This is a genomic window from Rhizobium sp. 18065, assembly GCF_902706095.1.
Classification (GTDB): Bacteria; Pseudomonadota; Alphaproteobacteria; order Rhizobiales; family Rhizobiaceae; genus Allorhizobium.
Genome location: NZ_CACSJP010000001.1, coordinates 1,035,363 through 1,050,847, shown reverse-complemented (window position 1 = coordinate 1,050,847; position 15,485 = coordinate 1,035,363). Strand labels below are relative to the sequence as shown.

Annotated in this window: 10 protein-coding genes; 5 read left to right on the top strand and 5 right to left on the bottom strand. The window is 62.0% G+C overall.

Annotation, left to right across the window (positions count from 1 at the left end; translation table 11 throughout):
* The first annotated feature begins 209 nt into the window (after positions 1–209).
* A complete protein-coding gene (locus GVK95_RS05040; RefSeq protein WP_244618639.1) occupies positions 210–1,634 on the top strand; it encodes a PAS domain-containing protein in 1,425 nt (474 codons plus the stop codon).
* A 184-nt stretch (positions 1,635–1,818) separates the two neighbouring features.
* On the top strand, positions 1,819–2,274 hold the full coding sequence (locus GVK95_RS05035; RefSeq protein ID WP_159947126.1) for a hypothetical protein: 456 nt from the start codon (positions 1,819–1,821) through the stop codon (positions 2,272–2,274).
* Positions 2,275–2,474: 200 nt separating this feature from the next.
* On the opposite strand, the gene GVK95_RS05030 is transcribed toward GVK95_RS05035, so the two are convergent.
* Entirely contained in the window at positions 2,475–3,881 is a 1,407-nt protein-coding gene (locus tag GVK95_RS05030; protein ID WP_159947124.1) for an adenylate/guanylate cyclase domain-containing protein, read from the bottom strand.
* Positions 3,882–4,160: 279 nt separating this feature from the next.
* Positions 4,161–6,827, bottom strand: coding sequence for a pyruvate, phosphate dikinase (ppdK, locus tag GVK95_RS05025; RefSeq protein ID WP_159947122.1), 2,667 nt, complete (start codon positions 6,825–6,827; stop codon positions 4,161–4,163).
* Between the two features lie 239 nt (positions 6,828–7,066).
* Between ppdK and GVK95_RS05020 the strand changes: the two genes are divergently transcribed.
* From GVK95_RS05020 to GVK95_RS05010, 3 genes are all read left to right on the top strand, one after another.
* Entirely contained in the window at positions 7,067–8,065 is a 999-nt protein-coding gene (locus GVK95_RS05020; protein ID WP_200844220.1) for a VOC family protein, read from the top strand.
* A gap of 162 nt (positions 8,066–8,227) precedes the next feature.
* The gene (locus tag GVK95_RS05015) at positions 8,228–9,394 is read left to right on the top strand and encodes an MFS transporter (RefSeq protein WP_159947119.1); all 1,167 of its coding nucleotides are present in this window, start codon (positions 8,228–8,230) and stop codon (positions 9,392–9,394) included.
* A gap of 52 nt (positions 9,395–9,446) precedes the next feature.
* A complete protein-coding gene (locus GVK95_RS05010) occupies positions 9,447–10,505 on the top strand; it encodes a glycosyl transferase family 90 (RefSeq protein WP_159947118.1) in 1,059 nt (352 codons plus the stop codon).
* On the opposite strand, the gene GVK95_RS05005 is transcribed toward GVK95_RS05010, so the two are convergent.
* The 3 genes from GVK95_RS05005 to GVK95_RS04995 form a co-directional block, all read right to left on the bottom strand.
* Positions 10,466–10,843, bottom strand: a complete 378-nt coding sequence (locus tag GVK95_RS05005) for an Ivy family c-type lysozyme inhibitor (RefSeq protein WP_244618638.1) — start codon at positions 10,841–10,843, stop codon at positions 10,466–10,468. The genes GVK95_RS05010 and GVK95_RS05005 overlap by 40 nt on opposite strands.
* A gap of 40 nt (positions 10,844–10,883) precedes the next feature.
* Positions 10,884–14,348 (bottom strand): chromosome segregation SMC family protein, encoded by a 3,465-nt coding sequence (locus GVK95_RS05000; RefSeq protein ID WP_159947116.1) that lies wholly within the window; start codon positions 14,346–14,348, stop codon positions 10,884–10,886.
* A gap of 381 nt (positions 14,349–14,729) precedes the next feature.
* Positions 14,730–15,410, bottom strand: a complete 681-nt coding sequence (locus GVK95_RS04995; RefSeq protein ID WP_159947115.1) for a DsbA family protein — start codon at positions 15,408–15,410, stop codon at positions 14,730–14,732.
* Between the last annotated feature and the right edge of the window lie 75 nt (positions 15,411–15,485).

The window sequence follows — 15,485 nt, the reverse complement described above, 5'->3', positions numbered from 1 at the left end:
CACATCTCGTCGCTAATCGGCCCTTTGCAGACATGGGCGATAACCGCACCTGATTTTTGCACCGTCTAAGCTGTTAGAATTGCAAACCGAACACCAGTACGCAAATTTCGGTTCATGCATAGCCATATGTTAGTTGCTCTATAATGGTTGGCCCGCTCGTGTTAGCTTCTGCCACGCCAGCCCCGGCATCCCATGGAAGGCAAGTATTTTTGGAAAAGTTTGACGCGTGGGAGATGACCGACCGCCTTGAGCATGAGCAGGGCAGGGGCGATCCTTTTGCGGCAGCTCTTCGCGCAACGCGAATGCCAATGATAATCACTGACCCTCGTCAGGACGACAATCCAATCGTCTTCGTCAACGACGCTTTTCTAGCTCTCACCGGCTACGAGCGCGACGAGATCATGGGGCGCAACTGCCGCTTTCTCCAGGGAATAGACACAGAACTAGACACTGTCGCATCTCTCAAAACTGCTATTGCTGCGCGCACGGATATCACGGTCGATATCCTGAACTATCGCAAAGATGGCTCCGCTTTCTGGAACACGCTGTATGTCAGCCCAGTGTTTTCCAAAGCCGGAGAGCTACAGTTCTTTTTCGCTTCGCAAGTTGATGTGACCGCCTCGCGCGAAGAGCAGCTTCGTGCCGACCGTGCCGTTAAAATAGCGCAAAGCATCGCCGATACAGTGCGCGATCCCTTTGTCATACTCGACGAGAATTTATGCATCACCACGGCCAGCCGTAACTTCGTGCGCTTGTTCGGCGATACGGAGGCAAATGTGTTGAACAGGCGCATTGATGAATTGAAGCAAGGACAATGGGATGTCGCTGCGCTGACCGCGCTCCTTAGACATGTCGTTCCGGAAGAAACTGTATTCGAGAGCTTCCTAATCGAAGACGAATTCCCCGATCTCGGACATCGCGTGTTCAAGCTTAATGCACGCAAAATCCATATGCCGGATACTCATGTCACCAACCTTTTGCTTGCTTTCGAGGATGTCACTGAGGCCATCAATGCTGATCGCAACAAGGACATGATGGCGGCGGAATTAGCTCACCGCATCAAGAACTCGCTCGCAATCATCTCTGCATTTGTCTCATTTGAAATAAGGCGAGCGGCAGAGCCGTGCGTCGTCGGCTATCAGGCAATGCAGTCGCGCATCAATGCGGTTGGAATCCTGTACGATGTGATCGCCAGCTCCAGCGCCTTTGGGCCGGTTGACATGCCTGCCTACCTGGCAGGAATTGCCGCAAGCATTCGTTCAAGTCTCCTCGGTGAAGGATCGAAAATAGAGATAGCCTTGGACGTTGAACCTTTCAATGTCATCGCTGACCATGCCGTCCCGATTGGCTTATTGGTCAACGAGCTTGCCACGAACGCGATCAAACATGCTTTCCCCAACAACATGGGCCTCGTCGTCATCGGCTTCCGGCAGCGCGACGACGAGTTTATCCTATCGGTTCAAGATAACGGCGTCGGCCTGGATGGCAAAGAACGAACGACTGCATCGTCTGGCATGGGAACGAGGTTCGTAGATGCCTTCGTCCGTCAGATCGGGGGAACACTCGCGCGGGCGAGCGGACCCGGAGGTACGACAATCACGGTTCGACTGCCGACGAGCATCTTGTCAGCATAAGGCTTTTGCGATGCGCAATTCTGCGTACGGAAATGGTAGGCGGTTGCTTAATCAACGTCCGCAATTGGCGCATCGCTGCCATGACAGCCTTCGGCCCGAAGAGGACAACTGCTTGCTTCCGTCGCTGATCCCTGCAAGTCTCAAAAATATGCATTGACGTTCGTCGGGGAGCCTGGGGAGGAGTATGGTAAGTCTGCGAGCGCGTGTGATTTTGGCGGGCACAGTCGTTATATCAGTCGTGTGTACGTCGGCGTTTGCATATGTTTACATCCAGCGCATCAATGCCCGAGATCATTTGAAAAACCCGGCAAGGATTGCCTTTATTCTCAATCTCCCGGAGCTGCCTTCCTCTGTGCGAGATACAGAATGCTCGGCACGGGCAATCACAGACATTATAATCAGTTGTGCTTTTAAAATTGACCCTACGGACTTTGATCTGCTCTTGCGCGGGTGGGAGTTCAAAAGTGAAAAAATTCGCGGCAATGGTAGAACGTATGGAATGGACGCGCCTGTGGGCCCGGATTTCGAGGCCGTCACAAGACACGTCATCCATCCGGGCAGTTTTAAAAACGGCGGCTTGGTGAACCTTGTCACAAACCGAGACCGCACCCTTGTGGTCGCCAACAGGTTCGAGGAATGAAGTATCTATGACCGCAGTTGGCGCAAAGACACCACGCGCCTTGATTGAGCAGATGTCTGCTTCTGGTTTGTGCCGATAGTTCGCTCAAGCGACCGAAATGAAGGCGCAAGGCGGCCATCTCCTTCGACAAGGAAAAGCCCCGACAGCGTTGCGTCAGCGAAAGCCGCTCAACTCTCCCTTCCATCGACAAGCAGACCAACTCACGACAGCGCGAAAATCCTCACCTCGCGCCCGATGCCGTGGAGTTCCTCCATGCGAGAGGCCGATGTGATGCCGCCGTTGCGGAGGATCCTTGAAACCTTGGGGTCGCCGACGATCGCCTCAGTCGTCATGATCACATTGGGATCGGCAAGGCCCTGGACGCGGGAGGCGATATTGACGGTCTGGCCAAAATAGTCCTGACGGTCGTTCAGGTTGACGGCGAGGCATGGTCCCTCATGAATGCCGATCTTCAGGAGAAGGTCGTCGCTACCGTGTTCGGCATTCAGCCGGAGCATCGCCTCGCGCATCCTGAGTGCCGCCGCCACCGCGCGGTCCGGGCTCGGGAAGGTCGCCATCACTGCATCGCCTATCGTCTTGACGACGGCTCCGGCCTCTGCCGCGACGATCTCGTGAAGAACCCTGAAATGCGCCCGCACCAGATCGAAAGCGGCAAGATCGCCGACGCGCTCGTAGAGCGCGGTCGATCCCCTCAAATCGGTGAAGAGGAAGGTCAGGCTGGTGATCTTGAGGCGCTGATCGACGTCAAGCGTGTCGGTCCGATAGATGTCGCGGAAGCTCTGGTTCGTCAGCAGCCGCTTGGCCGTCAGAAAAGGGCGCCTACGGCCCAGAAGGTCGTGCAGGTCGTCTCCTGCGATGCAGACATTCGGCACCACTCTGCGATCGGTGTGGTTTTCGAGGGTGAGCCGCAACAGGCCGGGACGCAGTATCAGCGTTTCGTTCAGCGCATGCGCCTGGCTGATGACCATCGAGAGGCTTTGACGCTCGTCGGTGGGCTCGCCCTGCACGTCGATGAATTTCGCCGAATGGGTGACCGCATCGAAGATGATGACGAACTGCGCCGGCAGTTGCAGCGAAACGAAAGCCTTCTCGCCCGGAGCGAGCTCGATCATCTCCAACAGGATGCGTTCGAACCGCGCCTCGAGATCCTCCGGCAGGTCCACTCCGGAGCTGAAGAAGATCTGGCGGTAGTATTCAATCGGAGACAGCCGATCGGGGTCGTGGGCCGCAATCCTGCGCACTCTCGGACTGACGGTGAATGTTACCTCGACCATCTCGTCGAGGGTCGGCTCATATCCGGCCGCGCAGAGCGCGCAGTGGTAGGTGTCGTGGACTACTCCCTTAAGGGTGGCGCCACTGTCGAGGACACCGCCGCATCCCGGACAAAGGACATTCCAGGTCATCTCGAATACGCCGATGCGGGCGGCGTGGAGAAGCGCCGCAATCGTTTTCTCTTCATCGAGATGATGTTTACCGGCGAAGGCGAGCGCATTGATGCGATTGAGATCACGATCCGAGCCATGCCTGACGGCGTTTTCGATGCACTCGACCGTATGCTGGTCAGCTGCCTGTCGCAGGGTAGCAAAAAGCACGTCCATTTCACTCATGAGACAAGTCTCCGTGTGCAGAACCCACGGCGGACGACGCCAGGATCGGGATTATAACATGGGAGTTTGCCAATAGAAATCGACCGGTCTGGATGCTGCCCTTTTGCCGCTCCGGTTCGATTGCCCATATCCGGCACTGGATTGCGACGATATCACCGGTCACTTCGGGGCCGGGAGCGGACAGTCGGCTTTGATTCTGACGAAGATTGGAACGGACGAGATCAAGCCAACTGCCAAGCCAAGGCGAAAATCACGTGGCAGGAAGGCAGGGAACTCCACTCACCCCCGCGCCTTGATCGCCGCTTGCGCCGCCGACAGCCGCGCGATCGGCACGCGGAACGGCGAGCACGAGACATAGTCCAGCCCGACATCCTCGCAGAAATGGATCGAGGCCGGGTCGCCGCCGTGTTCGCCGCAGATGCCGAGCTTCATGTCGGGGCGGGTCTTGCGGCCGCGTTCGGCGGCGATGCGGATCAGTTCGCCGACGCCGTCGAAATCGAGCGAGATGAAGGGGTCATGGACGATGATGCCCTTGCGCTGGTAGGTCGGGATGAAGGCGGCGGCATCGTCGCGCGACATGCCGAACGTCGTCTGGGTCAGATCGTTGGTGCCGAAGGAGAAGAATTCGGCGGCCTCGGCGATGATATGGGCGCGGATGGCGGCGCGCGGCAGTTCGATCATCGTGCCGACGAGGTAGGAGATCTCCAGCTTGGCCTCGGTCATCACCTCGCGGGCGACGCGGTCGATGACGGCCTTCACATAATCGAGTTCGGAGCGCAGGCCGACCAACGGCACCATGATTTCCGGCACGACCGGGGCGCCGGTGTCGCGGGCGGCGGTGACGGCGGCCTCGAAAATGGCGCGGGCCTGCATTTCGGCGATCTCCGGATAGGAAATGGCCAGCCGGCAGCCGCGATGGCCGAGCATCGGGTTGAACTCGTGCAGCGCATCGATGCGGCGGCGCATGAAACCGGGCTCGAGGCCCATGGCGTCTGCGACCTCGTCGATCTCCTCGTCGGTCTTGGGCAGGAATTCATGCAGCGGCGGATCGAGCATGCGGATGGTCACCGGCAGGCCATGCATGATGGTGAAAAGTTCGGTGAAGTCCGAACGCTGCATCGGCAGCAGCTTTTCCAGCGCCGCACGACGGCCCGCCTCGTCTTCGGCGAGGATCATCTCGCGCATGACGTGAATGCGGTCACCCTCGAAGAACATGTGCTCGGTACGGCAAAGGCCGATGCCCTCGGCGCCGAAGGAGCGGGCCGCACGGGCATCGCCCGGCGTATCGGCATTGGTGCGCACCGTCATGCGGCGGGTGCGGTCGGCCCATTGCATCAGCTTGGCGAAATCGCCCGACAGTTCGGGCTGCAGCATCGGCACCTCGCCCTTCAGCACCTGGCCGGCCGAGCCGTCGATGGTGATGACATCGCCCTTTTTCAGCGTCACGCCCATGCCGATCAGCTGTTCGTTGCGCAGGTCGACGCGCATGGTGCCGGCACCGGAAACGCAAGGAATGCCCATGCCGCGGGCGACGACGGCCGCATGGCTGGTCATGCCACCGCGCGTCGTCAGGATGCCTTCGGCGGCATGCATGCCGTGAATGTCTTCCGGGCTGGTCTCGACGCGGACGAGGATGACCTTGCGGCCTTCGCTGTCGGCTTCGACGGCCTCTTCGGCGGTAAAGACGATTGCGCCCGTGGCAGCGCCCGGCGACGCCGGCAAGCCGGAGCCGATGATGTGGCGCTGGACGCGCGGATCGATGGTCGGGTGCAGCAACTGGTCGAGCGACGAGGGCTCGATGCGCAGAACGGCATCTTCCTCGGTGATCAGGCCTTCCGCGACCATGTCGACGGCGATCTTCATCGCAGCCTTGGTGGTGCGCTTGCCGGATCTTGCCTGCAGCATCCACAGCTTGCCGCGCTCGATGGTGAATTCAAGATCCTGCATGTCGCGGTAGTGGGCCTCCAGCCGGTCGCAGATGCGGCCGAATTCGGCAAAGGCCTCGGGCATCAGCTTTTCGAGCGACGGCTTGTCGGAGCCGCTGTCGATGCGCGCCTCCTCGGTGATCGACTGCGGCGTGCGGATGCCGGCCACCACGTCCTCGCCTTGCGCATTGACGAGAAACTCGCCGTAAAGCTCCCTGGCGCCGGTGGACGGATTGCGGGTAAAGGCGACGCCGGTGGCCGAGGTCGAGCCGAGATTGCCGAAGACCATGGCCTGGACGGTGACGGCCGTGCCCCATTCCTGCGGAATGTTGTGCAACATGCGATAAGTGACGGCGCGCGGGTTCATCCACGAGGAAAAGACGGCGCCGATCGCACCCCAGAGCTGGACATGCGGATCCTGCGGAAATGGCTGATCCAGTTCCTGCTCGATCGTTTCCTTGTAGAGCGAGACGACATGCTGCCATTCGACGGCCGACATATCGGTGTCGAGTTCATGGCCCAAACGCCCCTTCTCGTCTTCGAGGATTTCCTCGAAGACTTCGTGGTCTAGGCCCATGACGACATCGCCATACATTTGGATGAAACGGCGATAGCTGTCCCAGGCAAAACGCGCATCGCCGGAATGATGGCCGAGCGCCTCGACGGTATGGTCGTTCAGGCCGAGATTGAGCACCGTATCCATCATGCCGGGCATGGAGGAGCGCGAGCCGGAACGCACGGAGAGCAGCAGCGGATGGCTGGTATCGCCGAAACCGCGGCCGCTGATCGCCTCGATACCCCTGATGCCGGCCAATACTTCGGCCTTCAGATCATCGGGAAGCGTCTTGGCATTGCTGTAGTAAAAGCCGCAGGCATCGGAAACAATGGTCAGGCCGGGGGGCACAGGCAGGCCGAGGCTTGCCATCTCGGCGAGATTGGCACCCTTGCCGCCCAAATGGTCGACATCGGCCATACGCCCCTCGGCTTTCCCACCGCCGAAGGTGTAAACCCACTTCCTCATAGCCCTCTCCACCCAAACAGGCTTGTTTTTCCATCGTTTACAGCAAATGTGACGGAATGAAAACGCCAAGCTCCGATGTTTATGCTGCAATGCATCATAATTGCGGCAATGAGCGCAGACAGGTCACGCCAAAGTGAGATTGCAGACGCAGTCGTGACAGGCGAAACCAGAGCGTCGGGTGTATGCGAAATCACGATCTCAAGGGATTTGAGCGACACATTTTGGGGCGGCATATGCGGATCGACGTAACCAGACGGCGGCTTTTGACATTGGCGGGAGCGGCGACGCTGTCCGGAGCGATGGCAGGAGCGCTGAAGGCAGAGGGCTTGACGGCAGAACAGGCCGGCGCGCCGGCGGCACAATCAACCGCCCCGCTCTTCGCGCTGACCCGTCCGGTTCATGTCGGCGCGGTCTGCCTGCGCGCCAGGAACATGGGCCTGCTCAAGGGCTATTACACCGGTATGCTGGGACTGGAGGTTCTGGCCGAGACGACGGACGAAGTGACGCTCGGCGCCGGCAGCGTGGCGCTCCTGCATATCCTCAGCCGCCCGGATGCGGAACCAGAGGCAAGCGGTCAGGCAGGTCTCTACCACACCGCGTTCCTGATGCCCTCAAGGACTGATCTGGCACGCTGGCTGGTGCATGTGGCGCGCAGCCAGTTTCCGCTGGTCGGCTTTGCCGATCATAGCGTCTCGGAGGCCGTCTATCTGGCCGATCCCGAGGGCAATGGCGTCGAGGTCTATAGCGACCGGCCGGTGGAGCGCTGGCTGTGGGCCGGCGACCGCGTGTCGATGGGCACGAAGGAACTCGATATCGACGACATCTTCCTCAAGACCCAGACGCGCACCGACCGCGACGACTATGCGGCGGTGCCCGCCGGTTTGCGGATCGGGCATATCCACCTGAAGGTCGGCGCGCTGGAGGCGGCGCGCGGCTTCTACAATACCGGCCTCGGGCTTGACGTGGTGGCGGGCGACGACCAGCGCGGCGCGACATTCCTGTCTTCCGGACGCTACCACCATCACGTCGGCGCCAATATCTGGGACAGCCGGGACGCCGGCCAACGCCAGGACAGCATGACCGGTCTCGACTGGTTTTCGCTGCAGACGAACGACGACACAATCCTTGCCGCCCGCAAGGCCGAGCTTGCCGCCAAGGGCTTTGCGGTCAGTGAGATTGACGGAGGCTTCGAGGCGCTGGACCCATGGGGCACGCGGGTGCGGCTGGTGAAAGTGTAGAGCTGAGCCGTCTTACCCTCAGGCGCGGAGAGCCAAACCGCATGCAGTGCGTTGGCTCACATTGCCTGCACAACCCGACTGTCTGGCAGTGATCGCGGCTGGACACAGCAGACACAGAGTGGCACTGCCATGACGTCCGTTTCGAACCCATTGAGTCCCGTCATGTCCATGCCACCGCAGTTTCGTGTCTATTTCGCGTTTTTCCTGTTTGCCGTTTCGACCGGGGCATTGTTTGCCCGGATGCCGGACCTGCAGGGAAGCCTGGGGCTCAACAAGGCCGAACTCGGGCTGACCCTGATCGGCATGGCGATCGGCACGCTGATCTCGCTGACCGCATCTTCGCCGCTGCTGGTCCGCCTCGGCACGAAAGTGTCGCTGGCAATCTCCCTGCTCGGCATCGTGGCGCTGCTGTCGCTCATTCCGCTGATGCCGAATGCGCAGGCCGTGTTCTGCACGCTGTTCTGTATAGGGCTTTTGGCCGGCGCGCTGGAAATCACACTGAATGTCGAGATCGGCCGGATCGAGGCGCGGATCGGCTTCGGTATCATGAACCGGGCGCATGGCTGCTGGAGCCTCGGCTTCTTCGTCACCGCCATCACCGCATCGGTGATCCGGCAGGCCGGCATTTCCATGCAGCTGCATCTGCATCTGGTGCTCGGGCTGGTCTTCGTCATCGCCACGATCATCATCGCCGGCATGAAAAATGCACCGGTCACAGCAATGGCAGACGGCGAGAAGGCACCGCATTTCGCGCTGCCAACGCTCGGGCTTTTGCCGCTCTGCCTGATCGGCACTTCGGCCTTCCTGATCGAAGGTGCCGGCATCGACTGGTCGGCGATCTACATGGACGACGTCTTTGACGTTTCGCCCCTCGTCAGTGGCTCGGGGCTGACGCTGTTTGCCTTCTTCATGGCGCTGGCGCGGCTGCTGGTCGATCCGGTTGTCGATCGATACGGGCCAAGGCGCGTGGCGCTGGTCCTGCTGGCGACGGCAGCACTCGGCATTGCCATGGTCTGGCTTGCACCCAATGCCACTGTCGCACTGGCAGGTTTTGCACTGATGGGCGGCGGCTGCAGCGCGGTCTATCCGATGGCCGTGACGGCGGCCGCACAACGCAGCGACCGACCGGCCGTGGTCAATGTCGCGGCCTTGGGGCAGATGGCGTTTGTCGTGTTCTTCCTCGCTCCGCCGCTGCTCGGCTTCGTGGCGGAGGCATGGGGCATCCGCAACGCCTATCTCGTCTGCCTGCCGCTGATCCTCGTTTCGATCTTCGCCAGCCGCGCGCTGTCGGACACAAATACGGTCGGACGCGAAGCAGTCGTGGCCTGATCTCAACCGGACGGATGGAAGCAGGAGGTCCTGCCTTCAGTCGAGGAACAGCATGAGCGGCACTTTCAGTCTCGACCCTCTTCGCCTCTTCTACGCGCTGCCGGTTGCACCCTATTTCAGGCGCGAATTTGCCCGGGTCGGCGCAGCCGCGCCGCAGGTGCGTGTACGCTATACCGATGGCGGCAATCCGCCACGCGACGTGCTGATCGAACGCCACGGCCGGCAGATTTCCCTTGTCATCGAACGGGATGCCCGCCGCCGGTTCGCCCGATCGATGCGCCGCAACGTCTGCGGCTATGCCTACTGGCTGAGCCTTGCAGCGCCGGAGGTGAAGCACATCACGGTGAACGCATCCGACGGCGAGGATGTGTCGAATGCCCGCTTTGCGCCCTCGGTGCGTTTTGCCCGGCAGATCGCCCTGCCCGACCCGCATTTCTTCCAGAATGACGGGTTTTCAGCCGATCGGGACCTAGGCCAAGCGGCACCGGCCTGGGACGACCGATCCGGCGACATTGTCTGGCGCGGCGGGATGAACGGCTGTGGCTGGGGCAGTTTCTGGCCGGAGGACACGGACAATCCGGCCGTGGTGCAGCGGTTGCGCATGGTACGGCGGCTGAAGGACCTGCCCGGAACGGATGTCCGGCTGGTCGGCGTCCGCTGGAGCGAAGGCGATTTCGAGATGGAAGTGCTGCGGCAGGACCTGATGGCCGAGCCGATGGCTTCCAAAAGCTGGCTCGGGCGCAAGTTCGCCATCGATATCGACGGCTATTCGAACACCTGGTCGAACCTTCTGGTGCGCATGCTCTACGGCTGCTGCGTCCTGAAGGTCACTTCGCAATTCGGCTTTTCGCAATGGTATTACGACGATCTCAAGCCGTGGGAGCATTACGTGCCGGTGTCAGCCGACATGACGGATTTTGCCGAAAAGATCGACTGGGTCCGCAGCCATGATCGCGAGACAAAGGCGATCGCCGAACGCGGCCGGGCCCTGGCACAGACGCTGACGTTCCAAAGCCAGGCCCGTCGCGCCGCCGCGATCATCGAACAGCACTGGGACCGCGATGACCTGTCCTACAGGCCCAGGGCTCGCATTTCGCCCGCCGAGGGCTGACCGAAGATCTTTTCGCCCAGCTTCACGTCGGATACCCGCAGCAAGGTGCGCTTTCCATCGGCGGAATAGAGCACGCGGATCCGACTTTCCTCGCAACGTTTCGCCTCGCAGGCTTCGAATACCTGCATCGGCTTTCCGGCAACCTCGACCTGCTGCGAAGCCAGCGCCACGTAGCGTGGCTGCCGGACCATGTTTCGAACCCAGGACGGCAGCCCCTGCTTGCCCTTGATCAGAGCCACAAGACTGTCGCGATGCGGCGCGGACGAGGCAAGCACCGAGGGCAGGAAATTGCCGGCGAGCGCCGGATCAGGTGACTGGGCATTGGCAAATGTGGCCATAAAGGTGGCAATAAGTATTGCTTGAAACGCCGACTTCATCTCACGCCAGATCCCGCTCGCGCAGCTGTTCCGCCGTCTGCAGATCAACCGAGACGAGCTGGGAGACGCCCTGCTCGGCCATGGTGACGCCGAACAGGCGGTTCATGCGGGCCATGGTGATCGGATTGTGGGTGATGATGACGAAGCGGGTCTCGGTCGAGGCCGCCATCTCGTCCATCAGGTTGCAGTAGCGCTCGACATTGTGGTCGTCGAGCGGTGCGTCGACTTCGTCGAGCACGCAGATCGGCGCAGGGTTGGTGAGGAAGACGGCGAAGATCAGCGCCATGGCTGTCAGCGCCTGCTCGCCGCCCGACAGCAGCGTCATGGTCTGCGGCTTCTTGCCCGGCGGGCGGGCGAGGATTTCAAGGCCTGCCTCCAGCGGGTCGTCGCTTTCGATCAGCTGCAATTCGGCCGTGCCGCCATTGAACAGGTGGGTGAAGAGCCGCTGGAACTGGGCGTTGACCACGTCGAAGGCGGCGATCAGGCGTTCGCGGCCCTCGCGGTTGAGGCTCTGGATCGCGCCGCGCAGCTTGCGGATCGCATCGATGATGTCGTCGCGCTCCTTGATCAGGGCGGCAAGCTTTTCCGACAGTTCCTTCTGCTCTTCCTCGGCCCGCAGGTTGACGGCGCCGAGCCGCTCGCGCTCCATCTTCAGCCGGTCAAGATTGCGCTCGACTTCGCGCAGGTCGGTGATCTCGGAGGCGTCCTTCAGACCGGTCAGGCGGAAGGCCTCGTGCGGGGCAACGTTCAGCGCCTCGGCAATGCGGGTCTCGGCGTCCTTGCGCCATTCCCTGGCCGACACCAGACGCTCTTCGGCACGGCCGCGCTTTTCGCGGGTTTCGGCGAGTTCGGCCAGAGCCGAGGCCGCCTTCTGGTCGGCGTCGCGCTGGCGGGTTTCGGCCTCGACCAGACGATCAGCGGCGTCGCGGCGTTCCTTTTCGGCCTTTTCCAGCGCCGACATCAATTGGCGGCGCTTATCCTCGAATTCGTCGGGCGCCATTTCCAGCGACATGATCTCGTCGCGGGCTTCCGCCTCGCGGTCGCGCAGCGTGGCGATATGATCCTCGGCGCTTCTGGCGCGGGTCTGCCAGCTGGCGCGTTCCTGCTGGATGGCCAGCACGCGGCGGCGGCGCATATCGTCTTCGCGGGCAAGCCCTTCAAAACGGGCGCGGGCTTCGGCTGCCAGGCCACGGTCACGGCCAACGGTGCTTTCGGCATCGCTGAGACGGGCATCGAGCTCGGAGAGATCAGGCGTCTCCTCCATCTCGATGCGGGCGTTTTCTTCCTGTTCGAGCGCTTCCTCGATCTGCGCCTTCAGGCCGTTGACGGCCTCGGTCACCACTTCGCGGCGACGGATGAGATCGCCGGAGGCGCGCTCGGCCTGGGCCAGCGCATCGCGGGCCTCCTTCAGCTGGCGCACGGTCAGGCGCTGGCGATCGCGGGCGTCGGCAAGCCGGCTTTCCTCGCTGCGGATCGTGTCGGCGGCTTCCGCCAGACGGTCCTCCGCCTCGATCATCGCGTCGCGGGCTTCCTCGGTCTCGCGCTCGATCTCGGCCAGACGGTTGCGCTGGGCAAGACGAAGGGCGGCGGCACTCGGCGCTTCCGATCCGGTGACATGGCCATCCCAGCGATACACGGCACCTTCGCGGGTGACGAGACGCTGGCCGGGCTGGAGTTTCGCCATCAGGGCAATCGCATCGCCACCATCGACGACGCCGATCTGGCGCAATGCGCGGGTGAGTGCTGCCGGCGCCCGGACATGGGTCAGGAGCGGCTGGCAGCCGGAGGGCAGAGCCGGATCGTTGGAACCGTCGCCATTGCCATGCCAATGGGCGGGCGCTGATGCATCAAGGGCGCTTTCGAGATCGTCGCCAAGGGCAGCGCCCAGCGCCGTCTCATAGCCGCGATCGACGGAGAGTTCGTCGGCCACCGGCGGGAAATCGCCGGTGGTGGCAGAGGCCAGCATGCGGGCGATGGTGCGGGCTTCGGTTTCCAGACCATTGACCTTGGCACGGGCGGCATCGAGCGGCGCGCGCGCCATCGCCTCGGTGCGGCGCGCCTCATTGAGGGCAGCTTCCGCTTCCATGGCGGCGGCTTCGGCATCAGCCAGCGCCTGCTCGGCCATGTCGACCATTTCGCGCTTTTCGTCCGGATCGGGTAGAGCCGAGATACGGGCGGCGACATCTTCAAGTTCGCGCGTGGCGTCGGCTGTCTGGCGCTCCAGGCGCCCACGCCGGTCGGCCAGATCGCGGATCAGCCGTTCGAACTGGTTGCGGCCGGCGGCGGCCGCGGCGCGTTCGGCGGTCAGCGCGGTAAAGGCGCGTTCGCTTTCGACAAGAGCGACGGCTGCGGCATCGAAGGCTTCCTTTGCCTCTTCGCCGAAACGGCCGGAATCGGCGAGGATGTCTTCGAGTTCGGCTTCTTCGCTGGTCAGGCGTGCAATGACCTCGGCATTTTCCGAGACCAGACGCTCTTCGCGACGAATGTCTTCATCCAGCTGGGCGAGACGGCGGGTGAGTTCGTCGCGACGGCGCAGCAGGCGTGAGGCTTCCTCGTCGAGCTGCGAACGGGCGATCTGCAGGCGCTGCAGGGCAGCGGCGCATTTCGCCTCCTCCTCGCGCAGTTGCGGCAGTTTCAGGCTGGAGATCGCCTGGGTCTTGGCCGCCTCCATCTGGGCATTGGCCTTTTCGGCGACGATCGACATCGCCTGATTGAGCGCGCTTTCCGCCTCGCCTTCGGCCTGTTTGGCTTGGGCCCAGCGGATATGCAGAAGCATGGCCTCATGGCTGCGGATCTCGGCCGAGAGCATCTTGAAACGGTTGGCCTGGCGGGCCTGACGCTTCAGGCTTTCGATCTGGGTCTCGAGCTGGGCGGTGATGTCTTCCAGACGCTCAAGATTGGTTTCGGCGGCGCGCAGGCGCAGCTCGGCCTCATGGCGACGCGAATGCAGGCCGGAAATGCCGGCGGCTTCTTCGAGCAACTGGCGGCGGGCCTGCGGCTTGGCCGAGATCAATTCGCCGATGCGGCCCTGTCCGACCATCGACGGCGAGCGGGCGCCGGTCGAAGCATCGGCAAACAGCAGCTGCACGTCCTTGGCGCGGGCCTCTTTGCCATTGATGCGGTAGACCGAGCCCTGGCCGCGTTCGATGCGGCGGGTGATCTGGATCTCGTCGGCATCATTGAAAGCGGCCGGTGCCGTGCGGTCGGAATTGTCGAGATAGAGCCCGACTTCCGCCGTGTTGCGGGCCGGGCGATTGCCGGAACCGGAGAAGATGACATCGTCCATGCCCGATGCGCGCATGTTCTTGTAGGAATTCTCACCCATGACCCAGCGCAGGGCCTCGACAAGGTTCGACTTGCCGCAGCCGTTCGGACCGACAACGCCGGTCAGGCCGCGTTCGATGACAAATTCGGAAGGTTCGACGAAGGACTTGAAGCCGAGAAGGCGCAGGCGATTGAACTTCATCGCGCCGCCTTCCCCTTCTCCCCGCCTGCGGGGAGAAGGTGGCCCGCAGGGCCGGAGGAGGGGCAAAACATGAACGAGATCGCCCCCCTCTGCCCTGCCGGGCATCTCCCCCACAGGGGGGGAGATCGGAAGGAGGATGGGTCGCCGGACCTCATGAAATGTCGAGCGGCTTCAGTCGCAAAGAAGTTGACCAGGCGGGAAGCGGTTACCGTTCTGCTGATCTCCCCCCGTGTGGGGGAGATGCCCGGCAGGGCAGAGGGGGGTGAACCGCACTGCACACGGCCCCTCATCCGCCTGCCGGCACCTTCTCCCCCTAAACGGGGAGACGGAAACGAGGGCGCGCAGCTTCCGCCGCCGCCCGTCATGATGACGAAACGTGGGTCAGAGAAGGCTGTCGATGAGGGCCGACATGGAGTCAACCGACATGTCCCCCGAATAGGCCTTGCCATTGATCAGGAAGGTCGGAGTGGACTGGACCCCGAATTCCTCAGCGCCGCGATCGCGGACTGCCGACACATCACCGGCAAGCTTCGCGTTCGTCAAGCAGGCATCGAAGGTCTCTTGTGTAAAACCACCGAGTTTCGACAATTGCAGCATGGCCGAGCGCACATCGTTGTCAGCCGGGGCCGCCCAGGTGCGCTGCTGCTTCAGGAACATCGAGACAAACGGGAAGTAACGATCTTCCGTGGTGCAACGCGCCAGCATGAAGGCGGCGAGCGATGCGGTGTCCTGCGGGAAGGGGAATTCGCGCAGAACGAAGTAGACCTTGCCGGTGTCGACATACTTGGTCTTGATCGTGTCGAATGTGGTTTCGTGGAAATGGGCGCAGTGCGGGCAGGTCATCGACATGTATTCGATGATCTTGACCGGGGCATTGGCATCACCCAGCGCCATTTCCTTCAGCGCACCCGGCTTCAGCGCGGCTTCCATGTCGACATCACGGTCAGCCGTCGGCATGTCGACTGCAAACGCCGTCGAAGCGGAAAACGTCATGCCCGCAGCAGCGACGGCAATACCGCCCAGAAGACGACGCTTGGTGATCGAAAGTTCAGAAATCGACATGTCTCTTACCCGTTAGGAATGAATTGAACGTGGCCAACCGATATAACGCGAAAGGGTGGCAAACAAGGCGGTCCG

Coding starts and splice junctions, on each gene's coding strand:
- ppdK (WP_159947122.1), bottom strand. CDS start 6,827: ATGAGGAAGTGGGTTTACACCTTCGGCGGTGGGAAAGCCGAGGGGCGT.
- GVK95_RS05010 (WP_159947118.1), top strand. CDS start 9,447: ATGAGCGGCACTTTCAGTCTCGACCCTCTTCGCCTCTTCTACGCGCTG.
- GVK95_RS05000 (WP_159947116.1), bottom strand. CDS start 14,348: ATGAAGTTCAATCGCCTGCGCCTTCTCGGCTTCAAGTCCTTCGTCGAA.
- GVK95_RS05030 (WP_159947124.1), bottom strand. CDS start 3,881: ATGAGTGAAATGGACGTGCTTTTTGCTACCCTGCGACAGGCAGCTGAC.
- GVK95_RS05005 (WP_244618638.1), bottom strand. CDS start 10,843: ATGGCCACATTTGCCAATGCCCAGTCACCTGATCCGGCGCTCGCCGGC.
- GVK95_RS05035 (WP_159947126.1), top strand. CDS start 1,819: ATGGTAAGTCTGCGAGCGCGTGTGATTTTGGCGGGCACAGTCGTTATA.
- GVK95_RS05015 (WP_159947119.1), top strand. CDS start 8,228: ATGTCCATGCCACCGCAGTTTCGTGTCTATTTCGCGTTTTTCCTGTTT.
- GVK95_RS04995 (WP_159947115.1), bottom strand. CDS start 15,410: ATGTCGATTTCTGAACTTTCGATCACCAAGCGTCGTCTTCTGGGCGGT.